General features: G+C 62.3%; 25 protein-coding genes. 18 read left to right on the top strand and 7 right to left on the bottom strand.

Annotated elements, in window-relative coordinates; genetic code table 11:
* Positions 1-134: 134 nt before the first annotated feature.
* Positions 135-1,121, bottom strand: coding sequence for a phosphate ABC transporter substrate-binding protein PstS (locus tag AC07V4_RS01105; protein WP_431749401.1), 987 nt, complete (start codon positions 1,119-1,121; stop codon positions 135-137).
* Between the two features lie 250 nt (positions 1,122-1,371).
* Positions 1,372-2,661 carry an MFS transporter gene (locus AC07V4_RS01100; RefSeq protein ID WP_492635136.1) on the bottom strand — a complete coding sequence of 430 codons (1,290 nt, stop codon included), beginning with the start codon at positions 2,659-2,661 and terminating at the stop codon, positions 1,372-1,374.
* Between the two features lie 458 nt (positions 2,662-3,119).
* Here AC07V4_RS01100 and AC07V4_RS01095 point away from each other — a divergent pair, with 458 nt between their 5' ends.
* Positions 3,120-3,524: an acyl-CoA thioesterase gene (locus AC07V4_RS01095; protein WP_003176975.1), complete on the top strand. Its 405-nt coding sequence runs from the start codon at positions 3,120-3,122 to the stop codon at positions 3,522-3,524.
* A 57-nt stretch (positions 3,525-3,581) separates the two neighbouring features.
* The gene (locus tag AC07V4_RS01090; protein ID WP_492635137.1) at positions 3,582-4,481 is read left to right on the top strand and encodes a D-hexose-6-phosphate mutarotase; all 900 of its coding nucleotides are present in this window, start codon (positions 3,582-3,584) and stop codon (positions 4,479-4,481) included.
* Between the two features lie 118 nt (positions 4,482-4,599).
* Here the strand turns inward: AC07V4_RS01090 and AC07V4_RS01085 are convergent, their stop codons facing one another.
* From AC07V4_RS01085 to AC07V4_RS01065, 5 genes are all read right to left on the bottom strand, one after another.
* On the bottom strand, positions 4,600-5,136 hold the full coding sequence (locus tag AC07V4_RS01085) for a DUF3299 domain-containing protein (protein ID WP_050784921.1): 537 nt from the start codon (positions 5,134-5,136) through the stop codon (positions 4,600-4,602).
* A 78-nt stretch (positions 5,137-5,214) separates the two neighbouring features.
* The gene (locus AC07V4_RS01080) at positions 5,215-5,460 is read right to left on the bottom strand and encodes a GlsB/YeaQ/YmgE family stress response membrane protein (RefSeq protein WP_431749398.1); all 246 of its coding nucleotides are present in this window, start codon (positions 5,458-5,460) and stop codon (positions 5,215-5,217) included.
* A gap of 105 nt (positions 5,461-5,565) precedes the next feature.
* A complete protein-coding gene (locus AC07V4_RS01075) occupies positions 5,566-6,651 on the bottom strand; it encodes a 5-(carboxyamino)imidazole ribonucleotide synthase (RefSeq protein WP_095014035.1) in 1,086 nt (361 codons plus the stop codon).
* Between the two features lie 11 nt (positions 6,652-6,662).
* Positions 6,663-7,154: a 5-(carboxyamino)imidazole ribonucleotide mutase gene (gene purE / locus AC07V4_RS01070; RefSeq protein ID WP_003176980.1), complete on the bottom strand. Its 492-nt coding sequence runs from the start codon at positions 7,152-7,154 to the stop codon at positions 6,663-6,665.
* A 316-nt stretch (positions 7,155-7,470) separates the two neighbouring features.
* Complete coding sequence (locus AC07V4_RS01065; protein WP_492635138.1) at positions 7,471-8,394, bottom strand: LysR substrate-binding domain-containing protein; 924 nt, start codon at positions 8,392-8,394, stop codon at positions 7,471-7,473.
* Between the two features lie 182 nt (positions 8,395-8,576).
* On the opposite strand from AC07V4_RS01065, the gene aspA reads away from it, so the two are divergent.
* The 16 genes from aspA (at position 8,577) to AC07V4_RS00985 (ending at position 23,595) form a co-directional block, all read left to right on the top strand.
* Entirely contained in the window at positions 8,577-10,001 is a 1,425-nt protein-coding gene (gene aspA / locus AC07V4_RS01060; protein ID WP_492635139.1) for an aspartate ammonia-lyase, read from the top strand.
* Positions 10,002-10,433: 432 nt separating this feature from the next.
* Complete coding sequence (locus AC07V4_RS01055; protein WP_492635295.1) at positions 10,434-11,270, top strand: ABC transporter ATP-binding protein; 837 nt, start codon at positions 10,434-10,436, stop codon at positions 11,268-11,270.
* A 38-nt stretch (positions 11,271-11,308) separates the two neighbouring features.
* The gene (locus AC07V4_RS01050; RefSeq protein WP_492635140.1) at positions 11,309-12,301 is read left to right on the top strand and encodes an ABC transporter substrate-binding protein; all 993 of its coding nucleotides are present in this window, start codon (positions 11,309-11,311) and stop codon (positions 12,299-12,301) included.
* A 28-nt stretch (positions 12,302-12,329) separates the two neighbouring features.
* Complete coding sequence (locus AC07V4_RS01045) at positions 12,330-13,103, top strand: ABC transporter permease (RefSeq protein ID WP_492635141.1); 774 nt, start codon at positions 12,330-12,332, stop codon at positions 13,101-13,103.
* Complete coding sequence (locus AC07V4_RS01040; protein ID WP_492635142.1) at positions 13,103-13,867, top strand: SDR family oxidoreductase; 765 nt, start codon at positions 13,103-13,105, stop codon at positions 13,865-13,867. The genes AC07V4_RS01045 and AC07V4_RS01040 overlap by 1 nt, the downstream gene beginning before the upstream one ends.
* A 13-nt stretch (positions 13,868-13,880) precedes the next feature.
* A complete protein-coding gene (locus AC07V4_RS01035) occupies positions 13,881-14,420 on the top strand; it encodes a cupin domain-containing protein (protein ID WP_029289969.1) in 540 nt (179 codons plus the stop codon).
* 4 nt (positions 14,421-14,424) lie between these two features.
* Positions 14,425-15,303 carry an alpha/beta fold hydrolase gene (locus tag AC07V4_RS01030; RefSeq protein WP_492635143.1) on the top strand — a complete coding sequence of 293 codons (879 nt, stop codon included), beginning with the start codon at positions 14,425-14,427 and terminating at the stop codon, positions 15,301-15,303.
* Positions 15,300-16,133 (top strand): IclR family transcriptional regulator, encoded by an 834-nt coding sequence (locus tag AC07V4_RS01025; RefSeq protein ID WP_034116480.1) that lies wholly within the window; start codon positions 15,300-15,302, stop codon positions 16,131-16,133. Before AC07V4_RS01030 ends, AC07V4_RS01025 begins: the two co-directional genes overlap by 4 nt.
* 1 nt (position 16,134) lies before the next feature.
* Positions 16,135-16,932 (top strand): SDR family oxidoreductase, encoded by a 798-nt coding sequence (locus AC07V4_RS01020; protein ID WP_492635144.1) that lies wholly within the window; start codon positions 16,135-16,137, stop codon positions 16,930-16,932.
* Positions 16,925-18,607 (top strand): thiamine pyrophosphate-binding protein, encoded by a 1,683-nt coding sequence (locus AC07V4_RS01015; protein WP_492635145.1) that lies wholly within the window; start codon positions 16,925-16,927, stop codon positions 18,605-18,607. The genes AC07V4_RS01020 and AC07V4_RS01015 overlap by 8 nt, the downstream gene beginning before the upstream one ends.
* A gap of 10 nt (positions 18,608-18,617) precedes the next feature.
* Entirely contained in the window at positions 18,618-19,421 is an 804-nt protein-coding gene (locus AC07V4_RS01010) for an aspartate dehydrogenase (RefSeq protein WP_492635146.1), read from the top strand.
* A 10-nt stretch (positions 19,422-19,431) separates the two neighbouring features.
* Positions 19,432-20,925 carry an aldehyde dehydrogenase gene (locus tag AC07V4_RS01005; protein WP_492635147.1) on the top strand — a complete coding sequence of 498 codons (1,494 nt, stop codon included), beginning with the start codon at positions 19,432-19,434 and terminating at the stop codon, positions 20,923-20,925.
* Entirely contained in the window at positions 20,925-21,890 is a 966-nt protein-coding gene (locus AC07V4_RS01000; RefSeq protein WP_492635148.1) for a VOC family protein, read from the top strand. The genes AC07V4_RS01005 and AC07V4_RS01000 overlap by 1 nt, the downstream gene beginning before the upstream one ends.
* Before the next feature lie 13 nt (positions 21,891-21,903).
* Positions 21,904-23,046 (top strand): FAD-dependent monooxygenase, encoded by a 1,143-nt coding sequence (locus AC07V4_RS00995; RefSeq protein ID WP_492635149.1) that lies wholly within the window; start codon positions 21,904-21,906, stop codon positions 23,044-23,046.
* Positions 23,047-23,048: 2 nt separating this feature from the next.
* Positions 23,049-23,366 carry a hypothetical protein gene (locus AC07V4_RS00990; protein ID WP_492635150.1) on the top strand — a complete coding sequence of 106 codons (318 nt, stop codon included), beginning with the start codon at positions 23,049-23,051 and terminating at the stop codon, positions 23,364-23,366.
* A gap of 1 nt (position 23,367) precedes the next feature.
* The gene (locus tag AC07V4_RS00985; RefSeq protein WP_034116488.1) at positions 23,368-23,595 is read left to right on the top strand and encodes a recombinase-like helix-turn-helix domain-containing protein; all 228 of its coding nucleotides are present in this window, start codon (positions 23,368-23,370) and stop codon (positions 23,593-23,595) included.
* Positions 23,596-23,599 lie beyond the last annotated feature (4 nt).

The raw sequence follows: 23,599 nt of genomic DNA, 5'->3' as shown, positions 1-23,599 counted from the left end.
GGTGTAGACGACTAGTGTGGGAGCGGGCTTGCCCGCGATGGCATCAATACGGTTCAACTCTACACCGCGTCGCCAGCATCGCGGGCAAGCCCGCTCCCACAGAAAAGCATGCATCTACACCAGGTATTGCAGGCTTATTTGCCTTCTTTCAGACCCAGGTCAGCCAGGGCCTTGGCGGCCACTTTGGCTGGCAGTGGGATGTAGCCGTCTTTCACGACAACTTCCTGGCCCTGCTTCGACAGAACCAGCTTCACGAACTCAGCTTCCAGCGGGGCCAGAGGCTTGTTCGGGGCTTTGTTGACGTAAACGTAGAGGAAGCGCGACAGCGGGTATTTGCCATTCAGGGCGTTTTCTTCGCTGTCTTCGATGAAGTCGGTGCTGCCTTTCTTAGCCAGGGCAACAGTCTTCACACTTGCAGTCTTGTAGCCGATGCCCGAGTAACCGATGCCGTTCAGCGAAGAGCTGATCGACTGCACGACCGAAGCCGAGCCTGGTTGTTCGTTCACGTTTGGCTTGTAGTCGCCTTTGCACAGGGCTTCTTCTTTGAAGTAGCCGTAGGTGCCGGATACCGAGTTACGACCAAACAGTTGAACCGGCTTGTTGGCCAGGTCGCCGGTCACACCCAGGTCACCCCAGGTTTTCACGTCGGCTTTGGCGCCGCACAGACGAGTCGAGGAGAAGATCGCGTCGACTTGTTCCATGGTCAGGTGCTGGATCGGGTTGTCCTTGTGCACGAAGACAGCCAGGGCATCCACGGCAACCGGGATAGCGGTTGGCTTGTAGCCGTACTTCTGCTCGAAGGCAGCCAGTTCGGTGTCCTTCATCTTGCGGCTCATCGGGCCCAGGTTGGAGGTGCCTTCAGTCAGCGCAGGTGGCGCGGTGGCGGAGCCAGCAGCTTGAATCTGGATGTTGACGTTCGGGTATTCCTTTTTGTAACCCTCGGCCCACAGGGTCATCAGGTTAGCCAGGGTATCGGAACCGACGCTGGACAGGTTGCCCGACACACCAGTGGTCTTAACGTAAGCCGGGATTGCCGGATCAACACCAGCGGCCACCGCGTTGGCGGTCGCAACGCCAGCAGCGACAAACGTCATTGCCGCCATCAAACGTTTCAGTTTCATGCCTTGCTCCTAGCAGATAGGGATAGTTGGATCGGGGCCAAGTATCGGTAGGCCGTGTGAACACTCTATGTCTGGAATATGACAATTAGATGAAAGGCCAGTATTTGTGAAAAACCTGACAGGAAGGATAAAACTCAATAAAACCGGGGGTTGCGAGGAGGTTGGAGCGCTTGAAGAGGTGTTTCAGAAACACGCTGTAATCTATGACCCTTCCTACGCCACTACGTAGGAAGGATCTTTAAGTCGCGAATTAACGTCCGCGCTGCCAGAGGTATCCGCCCACGGCCATCCCCATCACACACAGGACAGCCACGTAATAAGCCGGGCCCATCGGGCTTTCCTTCATCAGCAGCGACACGGCCAATGGCGTCAGGCCACCGAATACGGCGTAGGCGACGTTATAGGAGAACGACAAACCGCTGAAGCGCACCACTGGCGGGAAGGCTTTCACCATCACATAAGGCACCACGCCGATGGTGCCGACAAACAGACCGGTCAAGGCGTAGAGCGGGAACAGCCACTCTGGATGGTCAAGCAGGCTGTGATACAACGTCCACGAGGTCGCCAGCAGCAATGCACAACCGCTGACCAGCACGCGGCCGGCACCAAAACGGTCGGCCAGGGCGCCGGAGGCGATGCAGCCCAGGCTGAGGGTGACGATGGCCAGGCTGTTGGCTTGCAGGGCCACGGTAGGGCTGAAATGGTAGACGGTTTGCAGCACGGTCGGGGTCATCAGGATCACGACGACCACACCGGCAGACAACAACCAGGTCAACAACATCGACAGTACGATAGCGCCACGGTGGTCACGCAATACCGCGCGCAATGGCAGCTCGGCGGCCAGAGTCTTGCGTTGCTGCATTTCGGCGAAGATCGGCGTTTCATGCAGCCAACGACGCAGGTACACCGACAGCAAGCCGAACACGCCACCGAGCAGGAACGGGATACGCCAGGCGTAGTCCGACACCTGCTCCGGGCTGTAAAGGGTGTTGATGGCAGTGGCCACCAGCGAACCCAGCAGGATGCCGGCTGTAAGGCCACTGGTCAGGGTGCCGCAAGCGTAGCCAATGTGCCGGGGCGGCACGTGCTCAGAGACGAAGACCCAGGCGCCCGGCACTTCACCGCCAATCGCCGCGCCCTGGATGACGCGCATCAGCAGCAACAGGAGCGGTGCCCACAGGCCGATCTGCGCGTAGGTCGGCAGCAGGCCCATGATCAGGGTCGGCACGGCCATCATGAAGATACTCAAGGTGAACATCTTCTTGCGGCCCAGCAGGTCGCCGAAGTGCGCCATGATGATGCCGCCCAGCGGACGCGCCAGGTAGCCGGCAGCGAAAATGCCAAAGGTCTGCATCATGCGCAGCCATTCCGGCATGTCCACGGGGAAGAACAGTTTTCCGACCACCGTGGCGAAAAACACAAAGATGATGAAGTCGTAAAATTCCAACGCCCCGCCCAAGGCAGACAGCGACAGGGTTTTGTAGTCGTTGCGGGTCAGCGGGCGCGACGGTTGCGCACTGCTTGCGGGCACGGAGGACATGGCAAGGCTTCTCTTATAGTAATCAGAACGGCAAACCCGGGACTTGCATCGGGTTTGGCAAGATAGCAAATCGCCTGGAAAAGCACAGCGCCCGCCGAATAACCGTTCGAATGGGCGAAATATTCCCCACGGATGCGCGTTAACCGCAATAAGAAGCACAGTTGCCGGAAAAAGCCGCATTACAGACGCTAATTGCCGACCAAATGAGTGCCCGGAGGTCGTCGCGGCGCAATCGTCTCGATATACTCGGCCCTTGCAAGTGCCAGACCCGCTGTCTTGAGGGGCTGCTGTGCCAAAACGTCGTTGGGTGCCACCCAGCCGATTTGGCAGAGTTTCCCTTTAGTACGCCTTACGAGAAACGCATTGAGCGGTGTATGTTGGTGCTGAAACGTTTTTTTCGAAGACGGCTATCCACTTGAAATACCCATGAAGCGTCACGGGTCAGAGGCACCCTCGGCATGATCGAACTCGAACAAGAAGATCCCATCCCGCAAGGCGACCTCGCCTTGCAAATCACTGCGCTCCCGCGTGAAACCAACGGTTTTGGCGACATCTTCGGCGGCTGGCTGGTCGCGCAGATGGACCTGGCTGGCACCGCCATGGCCAGCAAGGTCGCCGGTGGCCGCGTAGCCACTGTGGCGATTGATCGCATGGCGTTCCTGGTGCCGGTGGCCGTGGGCGCGCAGCTGTCTTTCTATACCCAGGCCCTGGAAATTGGCCGCAGTTCGATCCAGATGATGGTCGAAGTGTGGAGCGACGACCCGCTGTCCAGCGAATGGCGCAAGGTCACCGAGGCGGTGTTCGTATTCGTCGCCATCGATGGCAGTGGCCGCACGCGTTCGGTGCCGTCGCGCGCCCGTTAAACATCGCGGGGCTTTGACGGTCAATTGCCCCATTGCCTGCCATAAAGAGTGCCCTGTATGCCTACGCCCCACGTTGAAACCGTGAAAATCGACGAGCTGGATTGCTGGCGCATCCGCCACAACGGCGCCGAACTGATGGTGGCCCAACAGGGCGCGCATATCTTCAGTTACCAGCGCCAGGGCGAGCAGCCGCTGATCTGGCCGAACCCCGAAGCGGTGTTCAAGCAGGGCAAAGGTATTCGCACCGGCGTACCCGTGTGTTGGCCATGGTTCGGCGTATTCGACCGCAACCCGCAAAGCGTGAAAGCAATGCGCCAGAGCGATCAACCCGCCGGCGCCCATGGTTTCGCGCGCACAGCGCTTTGGGTTCTGGTCGCGACCGAGCTTGAAGGCAATGCCTTGCGCATCGACTTGGCATTGCCCGTACCTGCTGGTGGTTTTCCCGGCTGGCCACATCAAGTCGATCTAAAACTGAGCTTGTTGTTGGATGATCAGCTGCATATCCGCCTGACCAGCCACAACCGCGGCACCGACACCGTGACCTTCAGCCAGGCCCTGCACACCTATTTCGCCGTGAGCGATGTACGTAATGTGCAGGTCGACGGGTTGGACGGTGGAGCCTACATAGACACCGCCGACGGCTGGACGAACAAACAGCAAACCGGGTTGCTGCAATTCACTGCCGAAACCGATCGCATCTACCTCGATACCCCGGCGCAGTTGAACATCATCGACAAGGATTGGCAGCGCCGCATCCGGCTCACCAGCCAGGGCTCGAAGTCGACAGTGATCTGGAATCCCTGGACCGAGCGCGCCAAGGTGTTCGACGACATGGCCGATGATGGCTGGCAGGGCATGTTGTGCATCGAGACGGCGAATGTGCTGGATGATGTGGTGGCCTTGGCGCCAGGCGAAAGCCACACCTTGGGCGTGAGCATCACCGGCATCGCCCTGTAAACCCAATCGAAATGTGGGAGGGAGCTTGCTCCCGATAGCACTGGATCAGTCAGCCCAGTTGCTACTGATAGACCGCCATCGGGGGCAAGCCCCCTCCCACATTGATAGGCATTGGGTTTTAGAGATCGGACTCCTTCACCACCCGCACCTTACCCGCATCCAGCGCATACGCTGCATCCGCCAAATCGTTATTCACCTTTTCCACCTTCAATGTGCCCGTCACCCACAGCGGCGTGTAGATATCATCCAGCTTCAACCCCTTGGGATACCGCACCAGCACCAGTTGGTTAGGCGGCGGTGGCGGCACATGGATGCACGCGCCCGGGTATGGCACCAGGAAGAACAAGGTGCTGCGGCCCTTGGCGTCGGTTTCCAACGGCACCGGGTAACCGCCGATACGGATGTTCTTGCCGTTCATGGCGGCCACGGTTTTGGTGGAATACATCACCGCAGGCAAGCCTTTGCTTTGCTTCAAGCCACCTTTGTCGGTGAACGTGCCTTGGGCTTCGGGGGAGTTATGGTCGATCTCGGGCATGGCCTCGAGGGCTTTCTGGTCCGACAGCGGCATCAGGTCAAGCCAGTCGGTTTCCGGCAATTCGCCGGCGTGCGCCAGGCCAGAGCCCAGCAGGAGGAGAGTCAACAGAAGACGGCGCATGGAAAGGCTCGACAAATACAGGTGGCGAGCATTCTAGCCCTCTGCACCTGCGCAGCGCAGAGGGCTTCGTCGCTTAGATCATTTCTTTTTCAGCAGACCGTAGATCACCAGCAGCACGACGGCGCCGATCAACGCCCCGAAGAAGCCCGCGCCTTGGCCTGCCTGGTAGATACCCAGCGCCTGACCACCGTAGGTGGCGACCAGAGAGCCTGCAATACCCAGCAGGATGGTCATGATCCAACCCATGCTGTCGTCGCCTGGTTTCAGGAAACGCGCCAGCAGGCCGACGATCAAGCCGATAAAGATGGTTCCGATGATACCCATGGCATTTCCCTCTGATTGAAGTGAGCTATGCCAAAGCCTAGCTAGGCTTTGGCATCCTGCAATCAGAGGATGGCGATCCCTAAATGGTTCCCGCCTAAACCAGGCTTATTGTTCGGCGATCAGCGCTTCGACCTTGAGGATCTGCGCTTGCAGCGTTGCACGGTCCTTGCAGCGCAGGTTGGCGTGACCGACCTTGCGCCCGGCTTTGAAGGCCTTGCCGTAGTGATGCAAGTGACAGTCGTCGATGGCGATGACTTTATCCACTGCCGGCACCGTGCCGATGAAGTTGAGCATGGCGCTCTCGCCGACCTTGGCCGTGGAACCCAGCGGCAAGCCCGCCACCGCCCGCAGGTGGTTTTCGAACTGGCTGCACTCGGCACCTTCGGTGGTCCAGTGCCCGGAGTTGTGCACGCGCGGGGCGATTTCGTTGGCCTTGAGGCCACCGTCGACTTCAAAGAACTCGAACGCCATCACGCCGACGTAATCCAGCTGTTTCAATACGCGGCTGGAATAATCTTCCGCCAGCGCCTGCAACGGATGATCGGTGCTGGCCACGGACAGCTTGAGGATGCCGCTGTCGTGGGTGTTGTGCACCAACGGGTAGAAGCGGGTTTCGCCATCACGGGCACGCACGGCAATCAGTGAAACTTCGCCGGTGAACGGCACGAAGCCTTCCAGCAGGCAGGCAACGCTGCCCAGTTCGGCGAAAGTACCGACCACATCGGCGGCGGTGCGCAGGACTTTCTGGCCCTTGCCGTCGTAACCCAGGGTGCGGGTTTTTAGCACGGCCGGCAGGCCGATGCTGGCAACTGCGGCGTCCAGGTCCGCCTGGGACTGGATATCGGCGAAGGCCGGGGTCGGAATGCCCAGGTCCTTGAACATGCTCTTCTCGAACCAGCGGTCACGGGCGATGCGCAAGGCTTCAGCACTCGGGTACACCGGCACGAACTGCGACAGGAAGGCCACGGTTTCAGCCGGGACGCTTTCGAACTCAAAGGTCACCAGGTCGACTTCGTCGGCCAGTTGGCGCAGGTGGTCCGGGTCGCTGTAGTCAGCGCGCAAGTGCTCACCCAATGCGGCCGCACAGGCGTCCGGCGCCGGGTCCAGGAAAGCGAAGTTCATCCCCAGCGGCGTTCCCGCCAGGGCCAGCATGCGGCCCAGTTGGCCGCCACCGATTACACCGATCTTCATCGTCAACAACCTCAGGCGATACGTGGGTCTGGATTGTCCAGCACGCTGTCTGTCTGTTCGGCACGGAATTTTTTCAGCACCGCATGGAATTGCGGATGCTTGGCGCCCAGGATGCTGGCGGACAGCAACGCGGCATTGATCGCGCCGGCCTTGCCGATCGCCAGGGTCGCCACCGGAATGCCGGCCGGCATCTGCACGATAGACAACAGCGAATCCACGCCCGAGAGCATCGCCGACTGCACCGGCACGCCGAGTACCGGCAGATGGGTCTTGGCCGCACACATGCCCGGCAGGTGCGCCGCACCACCGGCACCGGCGATGATCACCTCGATGCCACGGGATTCTGCTTCATCGGCATACTGGAACAGCAAATCCGGAGTGCGGTGGGCGGAGACCACTTTCACTTCGTAGGGAATGCCGAGTTTTTCCAGCATATCGGCGGTGTGGCTAAGGGTGGACCAATCGGACTTGGAGCCCATGATCACGCCAACCAATGCACTCATCGTCGTGCCTCTTCTCTCTGGGCGCCCGCAGGCGCGTCAAAAAACAACAAGCCACGCGGGAAATCCGGCGTGGCTTGGTGTACGAATTAAGGCCGGTTGGACCGGCCGAAGGCCGCGCAGTATACCGTAATAATCCAGATAAACAGCCCCTGGAGTGACCATCTGTCTTGCGGGCCAAAGTGGCGGTTTTATTGACTTTCAGGTCAGCGAAAACACCGCGAAATACTGTGGGAGCTGGCTTGCCTGCGATGACGGTGAATCAGCCAGCATCCCAGGTGCTGACCCACTGCAATCGCAGGCAAGCCAGCTCCCACACTTAACCTCGCTCTCCCGACGGATTCTGCGCCGCCCCACCCTCCAGCTTGCGCCACAACAACCGCACATTTGCCTTGCGTACCAACGCGCAGCGATACAGACGAATCTCCAGCGGCACATGCCATTGCGGTCCTCCGCAGACCACCAGCTCACCCCGCGCCAGCTCGGCGCGCACGCTCAACTGCGGCACCCAGGCAATGCCCAGGCCTTCCAGGGCCATGCTCTTGAGGCTGTCAGCCATGGCGGTCTCGTACACGGTGGTAAAGCGCAACGCCCGCTGGCGCAGTAACAAGTGCACCGATCGCCCAAGGAACGCACCAGCACTGTAGGCCAGCAATGGCACGCTGCCCTCGCCCTCCAGGTCGAACAGCGGCTTGCCGTCGGCGTCAGCGGCGCAAACCGGGAGCATTTCGGTGTTGCCCAGGTGCAGTGACGGGAAGATCTCCGCGTCCATCTGCATAGCCGCGTCCGGGTCGTAGAACGCCAGCATCAAATCGCAGCCGCCTTCACGCAGGGCATGCACCGCGTCGCCGACGTTGGTGGCGACCAACCGCGTGGCGATGTTCAAACCTTCGTTGCGCAATTGCGCGATCCAGCGAGGGAAGAAGCCCAGCGCTAGGGAGTGAGCGGCTGCCACCTGCATGACTTCGCCCTGACCGCCTTCGAGATGATGCAAATGGCGTAGCACTTCACCGAGCTGTTCGACCACCGTGCGCGCAGTCACCAGGAACAACTGCCCCGCTGCCGTCAGCTCGATCGGCGTGCGCGAACGGTTGACCAGCGTCAGGCCCAACGCTGCTTCCAGGCTGCGGATACGACGGCTGAACGCCGGCTGGGTGACGAAGCGTCGCTCCGCTGCCTGGGAAAAGCTGCGAGTCGCCGCCAGGGCACTGAAGTCTTCCAGCCATTTGCTCTCAAGGTTCATTACTGTCTCCCGTGGGTACGCACCATTTTGGCACACACGCCCGCCATGATAACCGGGTCACACTCACATTATGCCGTTTGTGCATAGGCCAGTGTTTAACAGCATTGGCCCAAATATTCCCACAAGCCTAGCATTCGCAGCGTTCCGGCCAGTTCCGGGTCCATATCGAGATGATTTCCGTCATGTCCTCCGCTGCATCTTTCCGTACCGAAAAAGACCTGCTTGGCGTACTCGAAGTACCGGCTCAAGCGTATTACGGCATCCAGACCCTGCGAGCGGTGAATAACTTCCGCCTCTCGGGCGTTCCGATTTCGCATTACCCGAAATTGGTGGTCGGTCTGGCAATGGTCAAGCAAGCGGCGGCTGACGCCAACCGCGAGCTGGGTCAGCTCAGCGAAGCCAAGCACGCTGCCATCAGCGAAGCCTGTGCTCGTCTGATCCGCGGCGATTTCCACGACGAGTTCGTGGTGGACATGATTCAAGGCGGCGCTGGCACTTCGACCAACATGAATGCCAACGAAGTCATCGCCAACATCGCGTTGGAGGCCATGGGCCACAACAAGGGCGAATACCAGTACCTGCACCCCAACAACGACGTGAACATGGCGCAGTCGACCAACGACGCCTACCCGACTGCGATCCGCCTGGGTCTGTTGCTGGGTCATGACGCGCTGCTGGCCAGCCTCGACAGCCTGATCCAGGCGTTCGCCGCCAAGGGTGCCGAGTTCAGCCACGTGCTGAAAATGGGCCGCACTCAATTGCAAGACGCCGTGCCGATGACCCTCGGCCAGGAATTCCGCGCCTTCGCCACCACTCTGGGTGAAGACCTGGCCCGCCTGAAAACCCTGGCGCCAGAGCTGTTGACCGAAGTGAACCTGGGCGGCACCGCCATCGGTACCGGCATCAACGCCGACCCGCGTTACCAGGCCCTGGCCGTACAACGCCTGGCCGTGATCAGCGGCCAGCCGGTCGTACCCGCCGCCGACCTGATCGAAGCCACGTCCGACATGGGCGCCTTCGTACTGTTCTCCGGCATGCTCAAGCGTACCGCCGTGAAGTTGTCGAAGATCTGCAACGACCTGCGCCTGCTGTCCAGCGGCCCACGCACCGGCATCAACGAGATCAACCTGCCAGCGCGTCAGCCAGGCAGCTCGATCATGCCCGGCAAGGTCAACCCGGTGATCCCGGAAGCCGTGAACCAAGTCGCGTTCCAAGTCATCGGTAACGACCTGGCGCTGACCATGGCGGCCGAAGGCGGCCAGCTGCAACTGAACGTGATGGAACCGCTGATCGCTTTCAAGATCTTCGATTCGATCCGCCTGCTGCAACGTGCCATGGACATGCTACGCGAGCACTGCATCACGGGTATCACCGCCAACGAAGCCCGCTGCCGCGAGCTGGTGGAGCACTCCATCGGCCTGGTCACCGCGCTGAACCCGTACATCGGCTATGAAAACGCCACCCGCATCGCCCGTATCGCCCTTGAAAGCGGCCGCGGCGTGCTGGAACTGGTGCGCGAAGAAGGCTTGCTCGACGACGCCATGCTCGACGACATCCTGCGCCCTGAAAACATGATTGCCCCACGCTTGGTTCCACTGAAGGCCTAAGCGTCTGTTGCACCGCTCACCAGGTTGAGGGACTAGACACCTCTCACCTTTTGAGGGCCTGAAGATTTCGATCTTCAGGCCCTTTTTTTGTCTGCCATTTCTCTTCTTATATAGGCACGCGCAACTTTCTGTTGCGGCGTTTTATATATAAAACAAATTCGCTATTTCTCACCTTTCCGACGTTACCTGAAAAAGCACCGACTTCTCGCAACTTCCCAGTGCGTGCTCGGGCAGTGTGCAATTTCGTGTCATATAAGAACCAACGTTTCATATATAAAACGCTCGATTATCAATCAATCATTCATAACTTATTAATATACAAAGATATTTTACAATTAATGCCCATAAATAAACTACTGGCATTGTTCATGCACTAAACGGCGTATCACCTATAAAACAGACCAGAGTACCTACCTGATGGCTGTGAAAGAGATGTATGCCGTGACGCCCCAATGGAATAACCCCGCTCTCAAGGAAGAGCTGGAGCCGACTGAAATTGAATTTCGCAATGTCGGTAAATGTTTCCCGGCCAAAGGTAAAGCGGACGCACCCTTCGCCATTCGCGAGGTGAACTTCAAGATTCGCCGGGGCGAAGTGGTCTCGATCATCGGCCCTTCCGGTTGTGGCAAGAGCACCATTCTCAATATGGGCTCGGGCCTGTACCGCCCCAGCGAAGGTGAAGTGTTCGTCAGTGGCGAGCCGGTCACCGGGCCGGTGCCGCAGGTCGCGTTCATGTTGCAAAAGGACCTGCTGATGCCTTGGCGCAGCATCCGCCGCAACGTGGAACTGGGCCTGGAGATCCAGGGTGTGCCCGCCGCCACCCGGCAGAAAGTCGCCCTGGACCTGCTCGACCGCTGCCACCTCAATGGCTACGCCGATCACTACCCGTTCCAGCTCTCCGGCGGCATGCGCCAGCGCGCCGCACTGGCCCGCACCCTGGCCATAGACCCACAAGTGCTGTTTCTCGACGAGCCGTTCTCGGCCCTCGACGCCCAGACCAAGATGATCCTGCAACAGGACATGGCGCGGATGCTGTTCGACGAAAAAAAGACCGCGCTGTTCATCACCCACGACCTGATCGAAGGCATCGCCATGTCCGACCGCTTGCTGGTCATGAGCGCCCGACCCGGCACCATCGTCGAAGAAATCAGCATCGACCTGCCGTTTCGTGACAACCCCCTGGAGCGCCGCAAGCTGCCGGAAATCGGCCCGCTGGTAGGCCGCCTGATGGAGTTGCTCCAGGTCGGCGCCGACACCGAACTGCACTGATCACCGCCCTTGCGGCCCCAAACGATTCAGGAGTCTCCATGCTCAAGTCTCTGTTTCAACGTCTTTGCGCCCTCAGCCTGGGCCTCGGTATGGCCTGCGCTGCCCAGGCGCAGCCGACCAAGGTCACCTACCTGTTGCCGGCGCCGCCCAACTCGCCCGCATTCGCACCGTGGATCATCGCCAAGGAAAAGGGCTACTACTCGGCCCAGGACCTGGACCTGACCTTTATCGCCGCCAAAGGTGGCGTAGACGTAGCCAAACAGATCGGCGCCGGCAACGCCCTGATCGGAGGAGCCATCGGCGACACACCGATTGTGGTGCGGGCCAATGGCATCCCGGTGCGCGCCGTGGCAATGCTCGGCGACGGCGGGGTAACCATGATCGCCACCAACGCCAAGGACAATATCAACAGCGTCAGCGACCTCAAGGGCAAGACCATGACGGTGATGTCGTACTCCGACACCACCTACTACGCCCTGCTCGCCTCGTTGCGCAAAGCCGGGCTGGGCAAGAACGACGTGAACATCCAGGCCGCCGGTCCCGCCGGGGTCTGGCAGTTGTTCTCCGCGAACAAGGCCCAGGCCATGGCGGGTGTGCCGGACTGGGTGATCAATGCCGAGGAAGCCGGAGTGCAGATCAAGCTGATCCCTCAGGACCAGATCTTCGAGAGCATGGCCCAGGCGATTCTCGCCTCGGATGACGCGATCAAGAACCAGCCACAGATTGTGCGCGGCGTGGTCCAGGGCACCCTGCAAGGCATGCGCGACATCATCCAGGACCCGCGCGCCGCCGCCGTGACTTTCGCCAAGGCAGTACCAGCCTACGCCGGCAAGGAAGACTCGCTGGAGAAGATCTTCAAGCTCTACGTCGAACACGTCTACGCCAAGCAGGCCGTGCTCGGTCACATCGATCCGCAGCACCTGGACAAGGTCCTGCAGTTCTATGTCAGCGAAGGCATCGTCACCCAGGCGACCCCGCTTGAGGAGCTCTTCACCAACCAATTCGTCGACAGCCCGGTCGCCGCACAGTGAACCACCGGGACATTGAGGTACATACACGATGAAAAACAATAACTCCGTGCTCGGTAGCGTCGCGCTGCTGATCCTGTTTCTGGTCCTCTGGCAATGGGGCCCTGGCCTGCTCGGCATGCCCGAGTTCGTCATGCCCAAACTCAGCCGCGTAGCCCAGGAAAGCCTGGTGATGTGGCACTCCGGCGACTTGCTGCAACACACCCTGATCACCGCGCTGGAGATCGTCGTCGGCTTCGCCCTCGGCGCCCTGCTCGGCGTGATGATCGGTGTGTCACTGGGCCTGTCGCCTGCAGCCGAGGCCATGCTGTCGCCGTACATCCTGGCGTTGCAGATCGCGCCGAAAGTCGCCTTCGCGCCGCTGTTCGTCATGTGGCTGGGCTACACCATCTACCCGAAGATCCTGATCGCCATCCTGATCGTGTTTTTCCCCGTGATGATCAACGTGCTCTCGGCGATCCGCACCGTCGACCCGGACATGATCAACCTGGTCCGCACCATGAACGCCAGCCGCTGGCAGATCTTCCGCCTGGTGGAATTCCCATCGGCCATGGCCGCGCTGTTTTCCGGACTGCGTATCGCCTCGACCCTGGCAGTGATCGGCGTCACCGTCGGTGAGCTGGTCGGCGGCAACCAGGGCCTGGGCTTCCTGCTGGTGGACGCCGAGGGCCAGGGCAACACGGCCGGGGTGTTCGTCGCCATTGTGGCACTTACCCTGATTGGGGTGATCGCCTACGGCGCTGTGGTGTGGGCGGAAAAACGCGTCCTGCACTACATGCCCAAAGCCATGTTGAGCACCCAATGATGAGCCGCCATGATCTTTTGCTGGCAGGCCGTCGTGTGCTGGTCACCGGTGGCGCGCGTGGCTTGGGCTACGCCTTTGCCCAGGCCATCGGCCAAGCCGGTGCCCGAGTGGTGATTGCCGACGTGCTGCACGAGCGTGTGCAGCAGGCCGCCTGTGAATTACGGGAGCTGGGCCTGGACGTACAAGCCGTGACCGTCGACCTGGCGCAACCCGCATCGATCCAGGCATGTGTCGACGCGACGATCAGCCTGCTGGGCGGCCTCGATGGCCTGGTGAACAACGCCTCAATCACCAACTCCGGTGGCAAGGGCTGCGAAGCACTGAGCATCGACACCTGGGACCAGGTGATGCAAGTCAACGTGCGCGGTACCTGGCTGATGACCACCGCCTGCCTGCCGGCCCTGCGCACCAGTGGCCAGGGCGCCATCGTCAACCTGGCCTCGGACACCCCGCTGTGGGGCGCGCCGAACCTGTTGGCCTATGTCGCCAGCAAGGGCGCAATCATCGCCATGACCCGCAGCCTGGCGCGGGAGCTGGGCACCGACAACATCACCGTCAACGCCATCGCCCCCGGCCTGGTGCTGGTGGAAGCCACCGCCTACGTGCCCGAGGCGCGCCACCGTTTGTACAACGACCAACGGGCCCTGCAACGCCCGCAATTACCCGAAGACGTCAGCGGCGCCGTGCTGTTCGCGCTGTCCGACCTTGCCCGCTTCATCACTGGACAAACCCTGCCGGTCAACGGCGGGTTCGTCATGCCTTGATCTGGAGAATGTCATGACTGATCTATCTGCCCAAAACGATACCCCCAAAAGCTGGGACCGCCCTGCCGGCGCCAGCCTGGAAAGCTGGATGAGCACCCGTATCGCCCGCTACGAGACGCGCAAGTACGACTGGGACGCGCTGAAGTTCCAGGCCGACTACGACCCCAAGTTCCGCCGCGCGCAAATGCGCTACATCGGCACCGGCGGCACCGGCATCAGCACCGACATGAACACCATCCCGTCGGAGCATTTCACCTTTTCCACCATGGTGATCCCGGCCGGCCACGAAGGCCCACCGCACCTGCACATTGACGTCGAAGAAGTGTTCTTCGTGCTGCGCGGCAAACTCAAGGTGGTGCTGGAAAAGGACGGTGAGCGTTTCGAAACCATCCTGACCGACCGCGACGTGATTTCCGTGCCGCCTGGCGTGTACCGCGAAGAAATCAACATCGGCGACGAAGACGCGCTGATGTGCGTGATGCTCGGCGCGAAAAAGCCGATCACCCCAACCTATCCGCCAGAGCACCCTCTGGCCTCGATCAAGCGCGGGTAAGCCCATGTTGCCAGGACTCACTCAAGCCGATCCGACGGCCCACCTGCTAGCCCAACTGGAGCGGGACTTTCCCCAGCGCCTGGTACCCGCTGCCGGTGGCCAGCAGGCTTTGCGCGAATGCGGCACAGGGCCGGCCGTGGTGTTGCTGCACGGTATCGGCTCCGGGGCGGCGTCCTGGCTGCAGGTGGCACAGCATTTGGCGGCCCAGGCTCGGGTCATTGCCTGGGACGCGCCCGGCTATGGCAACTCCAGCCCCCTGGAGTCGGACGTGCCCAAGGCCGAGCAATACGCCACCCGCCTGGTGCAGATGCTCGATGCGCTGGAGGTGGACGAGTGTGTGCTGGTCGGCCATTCCCTGGGCGCGCTGACCGCCGTGGCATTGGCCCGCAGTGCCCAGGCCAAACGCGTGAGCCGCCTGGTACTGATCAGCCCCGCTCGTGGCTATGGCGCGCCAGAGCGCAGCCAGCAGCGTCAGCAGGTGCGCCAGCAACGTCTGGACAACCTGCAACGCCTGGGCATCGCTGGGCTGGCCGAACAACGCAGCGCCCACATGCTGTCGCCGCGTGCACAGCCCGAAGCGCTGGCCTGGGTCCACTGGAACATGGCCCGCCTGAACCCGGTGGGTTATCGCCAGGCCATCGAATTGCTGTGCGGCGATGACCTGCTGCGCCACGGCCAACCTGCGATGCCCTGCGACGTGCATTGCGGCGAAGCCGACAGCATCACCACGCCCGAGACCTGCCTGAGCGTGGCCAAGGCTCTGGGCGCCAGCTTCAACCTGATCGCCGACGCAGGCCATGCCAGCCCCATCGAACAACCGCTGGTGGTTGCCGGTCGCCTGGCCTACGCCCTCAAACAATCCCTGACAGGTAGAACCTTATGAATGACTCAGATCTGCTGAAGGATGCCCAGGACAAATACATCGTGCCGGGCCTGGAGCGCGGCTTGCTGTTGCTCTGCGAGTTCAGCCGGCGCAACCGCACCCTGACCGCGCCGGAACTGGCACGGCGCCTGGCGCTGCCGCGTTCGACCATTTTCCGTCTGCTGACCACCCTGGAAACCATGGGCTTCGTCACCCGCAGCGGTAACGAATACCGCCTGGGCATGTCGGTGCTGCGCCTGGGCTTCGAGTACTTGGCGTCGCTGGAGCTGACCGAACTCGGCCAACCGCTGCTGGCACGGTTGTGCGACCGGGTTAACTACCCGAGCAACCTGGTGGTACGTGACGGACGCTCCATCGTGTACGTGGCCAAGGTCTCGCCACCTTCAGTGTTCTCCAACGCGGTCAACGTCGGCACCCGTTTGCCGGCCCATGCCACGGTACTGGGGCGCATCCTCCTCGAAGACCTGTCGCTGGCCGAACTGCGCGAGCTGTATCCAGAGGAGCATCTGGAACAGCACTCCCACTGCACGCCAAAAACCGTGATGGAGCTGTTCGACCTGGTCCAGGCCGACCGCCAGCGCGGCTTTGTCAGCGGCGAAGGTTTTTTCGAGTCGGCGATTTCCACCGTGGCCGCGCCAGTGCGCGACCAGAGCGGCGGCATCGTTGCGGCCCTCGGCGTGACCATCCCCACCACGCAGATCGCTCACGTGAATTTTGAAGAGCTGTTGACCCAGGTGCGGCGTAGCGCCGACGAGCTGTCGCGCCTGCTCAACTACAACGGCGGCGCCCACAGCGGTCAGCCCCGCGTCACTGCCTTGATGAGAGATTGAGATGAGCCTTTATTCATTGCAGGGCCGTACCGCGATCGTCACCGGAGGCTCCTCGGGCATTGGCCTGGCGTGCGTCGAACTGCTGCTGGAAGCTGGCGCGGCCGTCGCGTTCTGCGGCCGCGATGCAGAGCGCCTGCGCCGTGCCGAAAGCGACCTGCGCCAGCGCTTCCCGCAAGGTCAACTGCTGGCCCAGGTGTGCGATGTACTCGATGGCGAATCCGTCAACGCCTTTGCCAGCGCCAGCCTGGCGGCGCTCGGCGCCGCCAGCGTGCTGATCAACAACGCCGGGCAAGGCCGGGTCTCGACCTTTGCCGACACCACCGACAGCGCCTGGACCGAAGAGCTGAACCTGAAGTTTTTCTCGGTGATCAACCCGGTCCGTGCCTTCAAGCCGCAACTGCAAAGCCAGGCCGACGCCGCCATCGTCTGCGTCAACTCGCTGCTGGCCAGCCAGCCGGAGCCGCACATGGTTGCGACCTCGGCCGCCCGCGCCGGGATCAAGAACCTGGTGCGCTCGATGGCCACTGAATTCGCCCCACAGGGCATCCGCGTCAACGGCATCCTCATTGGCCTGGTGGAGTCCGGGCAATGGCGCCGCCGCTTCGAAGCGCGTGAAGAGCGCGACCTCGACTGGGCGCAATGGACCGCCCGCCTCGCCCAACAAAAACATATTCCCCTGGGGCGCCTGGGCCTGCCGATTGAAGCGGCCCGCGCGATCCTGTTCCTGGCCTCGCCTCTGTCGGCTTACACCACAGGCAGCCATATCGATGTATCCGGAGGCCTGTCCCGCCATGCGTAATGAAAACACTGTCACCGTGGGCGCTGCCATCACCGCCTTTCTCGAACAATGCGACGTCAAGGCCGCGTTTGGCGTGATCTCGATCCACAACATGCCGATCCTCGATGCCTTCGCCGTGCGCGGCAATATCCGCTTCGTCATGGCCCGGGGTGAAGCCGGCGCCGCCAACATGGCCGATGCCTATGCCCGTACCACCGGGGGCCTGGGCGTGTGCCTGACGTCCACCGGCACCGCCGCCGGCAATGCCGCTGGGGCCATGGTCGAGGCACAGACCGCCGGCACCCCGCTGCTGCATATCACCGGGCAGATCGAGACGCCGTACCTGGACCAGGAACTGGCCTATATCCACGAAGCCCGCGACCAGTTGAACATGCTCAAGGCCGTGTCCAAGGCCGCTTTTCGCGTGCGTAGCGTCGAGACCGCGATCAGCACCCTGAAGCTTGCGGTACAAACCGCGCTGACCGCGCCGACCGGCCCGGTCAGCGTCGAGATCCCGATCGACATCCAGTCGACCTTTATCCCGATGCCTACCGACCTGTCGCCACTGCCGATCCCGGTCGCCGTGCCGGCGCCGGAAGCGCTCGACCTGGTAGCCGAGCGCCTGGCCAGCGCCAAGCGCCCGATGCTCTGGCTCGGTGGCGGCGCACGGCATGCCGGGGCGCAGGTCAAACGCCTGCTGGCGATGGGCGTAGGTGTCATCACTTCGACCCAGGGCCGTGGCGTGGTCAATGAAGACGACGAGCGTTGCCTGGGGGCCTTTTCGCAGAACAAGCGGGTCGAGCAGTTCCTGCAAACCTGCGATGCATTGTTGATCGCCGGGTCGCGCCTGCGCAGCAACGAGACGTTCAAGTACGCACTCAAGCTGCCGCAGAACACCCTGCGTATCGACGCCAACCCGGCCATCGAAGGCCGCAGCTATGCCAGCGAGCTGTTTATCTGTGGTGATGCAGCGCTGGCCCTCGAAGGCCTGGCCGACCGTCTCGAAGGCCGCTTGCACACCGACCCGAACTTCCATGGCGAACTCAAGGCCGTACGTGAACAATCACGCAGCCAACTGGTGGCGGACCTGGGGCCGTACTCGGCGATGGTCGAGCAACTGGAGGCCAGCACGGGGCGCAACTTCTCCTGGGTGCGCGATGTGACCCTGTCCAATAGCATCTGGGGCAACCGCCTGCTCAACCTTTACCACCCACGTGCCGGGGTTCACGCCCTCGGTGGCGGTATCGGCCAAGGCCTGGCGATGGGGATCGGTGCCGCAGTGGCAGCGGCCGAAACCGCGCCCGAACGCAAAGTGTTTGCCCTGGCCGGTGATGGCGGCTTCATCCTCAACCTCGGCGAACTGGCGACCCTGGTCCAGGAGCGCGCCAACCTGGTGATCCTGCTGATGAACGACCAACGCTACGGGGTGATCCGCAACATCCAGGACGCGGTGTACGGCAGCCGGCATTGCTATGTCGACCTGCACACCCCGGACTACACCAAGCTGGCCGAATCCATGGGCCTGCGCCATGGCCTGGTCACCGACCTCAAGGACTTCGGCAAGGTCGTCGACAGTGCCCTGAGCCAGCCGGGCCCGTTCCTGCTGGAAGTGGACATGCTCAGCGTGGGCAACTTCGCCACCCAGTTCGCCGGGCCGCCCAACAGCGAAACCAAAGCCCAGAAGGCCACCGCCTGAGGATCGCCCCATGTTGCATATCACCATGATCGGCTGCGGCGCCATTGGCGTCGGCGTGCTTGAGCTACTGGAGAACGACCCGCAGTTGTGCGTGGACTACGTCATTGCCTCCGCGGGTTCCGAGGCTCTGGTGCGCCAGCGTCTGGCCAGTTTCAAGCAACCACCGCAGGTGCTCACCGCATTGCCGGCCGATGCCCGCCCGGATCTGCTGGTGGAGTGCGCCGGCCACCGTGCCATCGAGGAACATGTGTTGCCGGCTCTGGAGCGCGGCATCGCCTGCCTGATTGTCTCGGTCGGTGCGTTGTCCGAAGTCGGCCTGGTGGAGCGCCTTGAGGCAGCCGCCGAACGCGGCCAGACACGTATCGAGCTGCTGCCCGGTGCAATTGGCGGCATCGATGCGCTGTCGGCGGCCAAGGTCGGCGGGCTCGATTCGGTCAACTACACCGGCCGCAAGCCGGCCAGCGCCTGGAAGAACACCCCGGGCGAACAAGCCTGCGAGCTGGACACCATCAGCGAGGCCACGGTGATCTTCCAGGGCAGCGCCCGCGAAGCCGCGCGGCTGTACCCGAAAAACGCCAACGTCGCGGCCACCCTGTCGCTGGCCGGGCTGGGCCTGGACCGCACGCAGGTGACGCTGATTGCCGACCCCCACAGTGACGAAAACGTCCATCACTTCGAAGCCCGTGGCGCCTTTGGCCGTTTCGAGTTGAGCCTGCGCGGCAAGCCGCTGCTGGCCAACCCCAAGACCTCGGCGCTGACGGTGTACAGCGTGGTCCGTGCCTTGGGCAACCACGCCCATGCCATCTCAATTTAGGAGCCCGTCGATGACCCTCGAACAGACTTTACCGATCTGCATCGCCGGCCACTGGCGCCTGGGCCGTGGCGAGCGCTATGCCAGCCGCTACCCGGCCACCGGCGAAGCCGTGGCCTGGCTCAATGCCGCCGATTTGCAGGATGTGGAAGACGCCATCCAGGGCGCGCACCAGGCCTTCCTGCACAGCGGTTGGGCCCAGCGCAAACCTCACGAACGGGCCGGCGTGCTGTATCGCATCGCCGAGCTGATCCGCCTGCACAGTGAAGAGCTGGCGCAGCTGCAGCGCCAGGACAACGGTAAGCCGATCAATGAAACCCGTGCGCTGGTGGCCAGTGCGGCCGGTACTTTCCAGTTCTTCGCCGCCGCCTGCGAAACCCTGGAAGAAACCATCACCCCCTCGCGCGGTGATTTCGTCAGCATGAGCGTGTATGAGCCGATGGGTGTGGTTGCCGCAATCACCCCGTGGAACTCGCCGATTGCCAGCGAGGCGCAAAAGGTCGCGCCCGCGCTGGCTGCGGGCAATGCGGTGGTGATCAAGCCGGCGGAGATCACCCCGCTGCTCGCCCTGCGCCTGGCGCGCCTGTGCGAAGAGGCCGGCCTGCCCAAGGGCCTGATCAGCGTGCTGCCGGGCAAGGGTTCGCTACTGGGTGATGCACTGACCCGCCACTCGTTGGTCAAGCGCGTGTCGTTCACCGGTGGCACCCGTACCGGCAAGCACATCGCCCATATCGCCGCCGACAAGATGATGCCAGTGTCCCTGGAGCTGGGCGGCAAGTCGCCGACCATCGTCCTTGATGATGCCGACCTCGACCACGCAGTAGCGGGCGTGCTGTACGGCATTTTCAGCTCTTCGGGCGAAGCCTGCATTGCCGGCTCGCGGCTGTTTGTTGCGCGTGCCCTGTACGAACCTTTCATGCAACGTCTGGTGGCCGCCGCCGCGAATCTGCGCATGGGCGACCCGGCCGACGAAAACACGCAGATGGGCCCGCTGATCAGCGCCGACCACCGTGAATCGGTGGAGCGTTATGTGGCGCTTGGCCTGGCCGAAGGTGGGCGCCTGCGCCTCGGTGGGCAGCGCCCCAGCGGTGGCCTGTATGACCAGGGTTACTTCTACCCGCCGACCATCCTCGAAGGCCTGCACAACCAACAACAGGTGTGCCAGGAAGAAATTTTCGGCCCAGTGCTGGTGGCCATGCCCTTCGATGATGAAGAGCAACTGCTGGAGCAGGCCAACGACAGCCTGTACGCCCTCGCGGCAGGCATCTGGAGCCGTGACTACAAGCGCGCCTGGGCCCTGGGCCGGCGCTTGCAGGCCGGTACGGTGTGGATCAACACCTACAAGCAGTTCTCGATTTCCACGCCGTTCGGCGGTTGGCGCGACAGCGGCCTGGGCCGCGAAAAAGGGCGCCTGGGAATCCTGCAGTACATGGAACAGAAGAGCCTCTACTGGGGCATGAACCAACAGCCACTGGCCTGGGCCGGTGTGCCACACGAGGTAGCGTGATGAGCGTTTTAGGTATTGATGAAGTCACCTATGGCGTCGAGGACCTCGACACCTGCGTGCGTTTTTTCAGCGACTGGGGCCTGACCCAAGTCAGCGCTCAACCCGATGAGGTGATTTTCGAAACCCTCAACGGCTGCCGCGTGGTACTGGCCGACCTGAACAAACCAGGCCTGCCGCCCGCCATCGAAGCCGGCTCCACCGTGCGCGAAGTGGTGTGGGGCGTGGCCGACGCGGCCGACCTGGCGCTGTACGCCGAACGCATCGCCAACGATCCGGGGTTTGTCGAGGGCAACGGGCGCATCGGCTGCACCGACCCCAACGGCTTGGCGATCCGCCTGCAAGTGACGCGCAAGCGCGAGCTGGAGATTGAATGCAGTGGCCACAACACCTGGCAGACCAAGGGCCGGATCAACAAGGCCGCGCCGATCTACGAGCGCGCCACACCGATTGAGGTCGGCCACGTGGTGTTTTTCGTCAAGGACGTGAACGCCTGCGAAGCCTTCTACCACGAGCGTTTCGGCTTCCAGGCCTCGGACCGCTACCCGGATCGTGGCGCCTTTTTGCGCACGGCCGAGGAAGGCGGCCACCACGACCTGTTCATGCTGCAACTACCGGCGCCACGGGCCGGCCTGAACCATGTGGCGTTTACCGTGCGCGATGTGCACGAGGTGTTTGGCGGCGGCATGCACGTGTCCCGCAGCGGCTGGCCGACCGAGATCGGCCCGGGGCGCCACCCGGTGTCTTCGGCGTTTTTCTGGTACTTCAAAAACCCAGCCGGCGCACTGGTGGAGTACTACGCCGACGAAGACCAACTGACCAGCGAATGGCAGCCACGCACCTTTGAACCGGGCCCCACGGTGTTCGCCGAATGGGCGATTGCCGGCGGTATCGACGGCAATACCCGGCGCCAGCAACACGTCGAGGCGCCGCAAGGCAAGTTCCTCACCGACAAACCGAAATCCTGAACAGGAGTCGCCCATGTCTTCCCTGAACATTGCTATCGCCGGCGCGGGCATCGGCGGCCTGACCGCCGCCATCGCCCTGCATCGCGCCGGTCACCAGGTCACCGTGTTCGAACAGTCCAAGGCCTTTTTGCGGGTCGGTGCCGATATCAATCTCACGCCCAACGCGGTACGTGCGTTGGATGGCCTGGGCATTGGTGCCGCCGTGCGCATCCCTGCCGCCCGGCCGACCCACCGTATCAGCCGGATGTGGGACAGCGGCGAAGAAACTTCGCGCCTGGAAATGTCCGATGCCGCCGAGCAGAAATACGGCGCCCCGCAACTGACGATCCACCGCGCCGACCTGCTGGCGGCCCTGGCCGAAGTGTTTCCGCTGGATCGGGTGCAGTTTGCCAAGCGCGCCGAACGGGTCGAGCAAACTGAAGGCGGCATCTACCTGCATTTCAAGGATGGCAGCCAGCACCGCTGTGATGTGTTGATCGGCGCCGACGGCATCCACTCGGTGGTGCGCAACGCGCTGTTCGGCGAAGAGCATCCACGCTTTACCGGGGTGGTGGCCTACCGTGCGGTAGTGCCGGCCGAGCGGGTGGCCCATGTGCCGAACATCCAGGCCTTCACCAAATGGTGGGGCCCCAACCCGCAGAGCCAGATCGTCACGTTCCCGCTCAACCAGGGCAAAGACATCTTTATCTTCGCCACCACCGCCCAGGACAGCTGGCACGAAGAGTCATGGACCAGCGCTGGCGATGCTGACGAGCTGCGTAGCCACTATCAGGCGTTTCATCCGGACGCCCGTGCCTTGCTCGACGCGTGCAGCGATGTGCTCAAGACCGCGTTGTATGAGCGCGACCCGCTGCCGTTCTGGTCCAAGGGCTCGATCACCCTGCTGGGCGATGCCTGCCACCCGATGATGCCGTTCATGGCCCAGGGTGCGGGCCAGGCCATCGAGGATGCGGTGGTGCTCGCCCGTTACCTGCAAGACCTCGACAGCCAAGCCCAGGTCGCCGACGCCTTGCAGGCTTACCAGCAGGCGCGCCTGGAACGTACCAGCCAGATCCAGATCGGTTCGCGTGGCAACCAGTGGCTCAAGGACGGCGGCAACGCCGACTGGGTCTATGGCTACGACGCCTGGACCATCCCCACACAAAGTGCGGCCTGAACATGAACGACAGCTTGTTGGTGACCGTGCTGCTCAAGCACGACCAATCGAAGAACCTGGAAGACATTCAGCGGCATATGAAACAGCAGGACTGGTGGGAGCGCTTTCCACCGCAAGGCGTGGAGCTGGTGAGCTGGACCGTGGCCATGGGCCTGGGCCAGATCGTCACGCTGCGTCTGCCGCCAAGCCTGCTGCCCGCCCTCAACGTCGAGCTGGAACGCTCGGCGTGGGGCGTGTTCAGCACTGAGGTTTTCCCGACATACGACTTTATCCCGGTGCGCGAAATGATCCGCGAACGGGTACGCAACGGAGGTCAATGAGATGAGCACTACCGAACGATTCCTCGAGCCCCATCAGGCGCGCAAACGGCCCAATACCCAGTTTGAAGAGCTGTTGGGCGACTCCATCGAACGCGCCTTCGGCAATGGCGTGACTGAACTGCCGGCGCTGCTCGCCCACCTCAACCTGGCCGGCCCGCCCTGCCCGCTGACCAGCGGCGAGTGGACGGCAGATGCCTATCAAACCCTGATGGCCCGGCTGGGCGAATGACCCG

It is taken from the genome of Pseudomonas sp. GW821-FHT03A09 (genome assembly GCF_059421065.1).
This window is presented reverse-complemented; position numbering and strand designations above follow the sequence as displayed.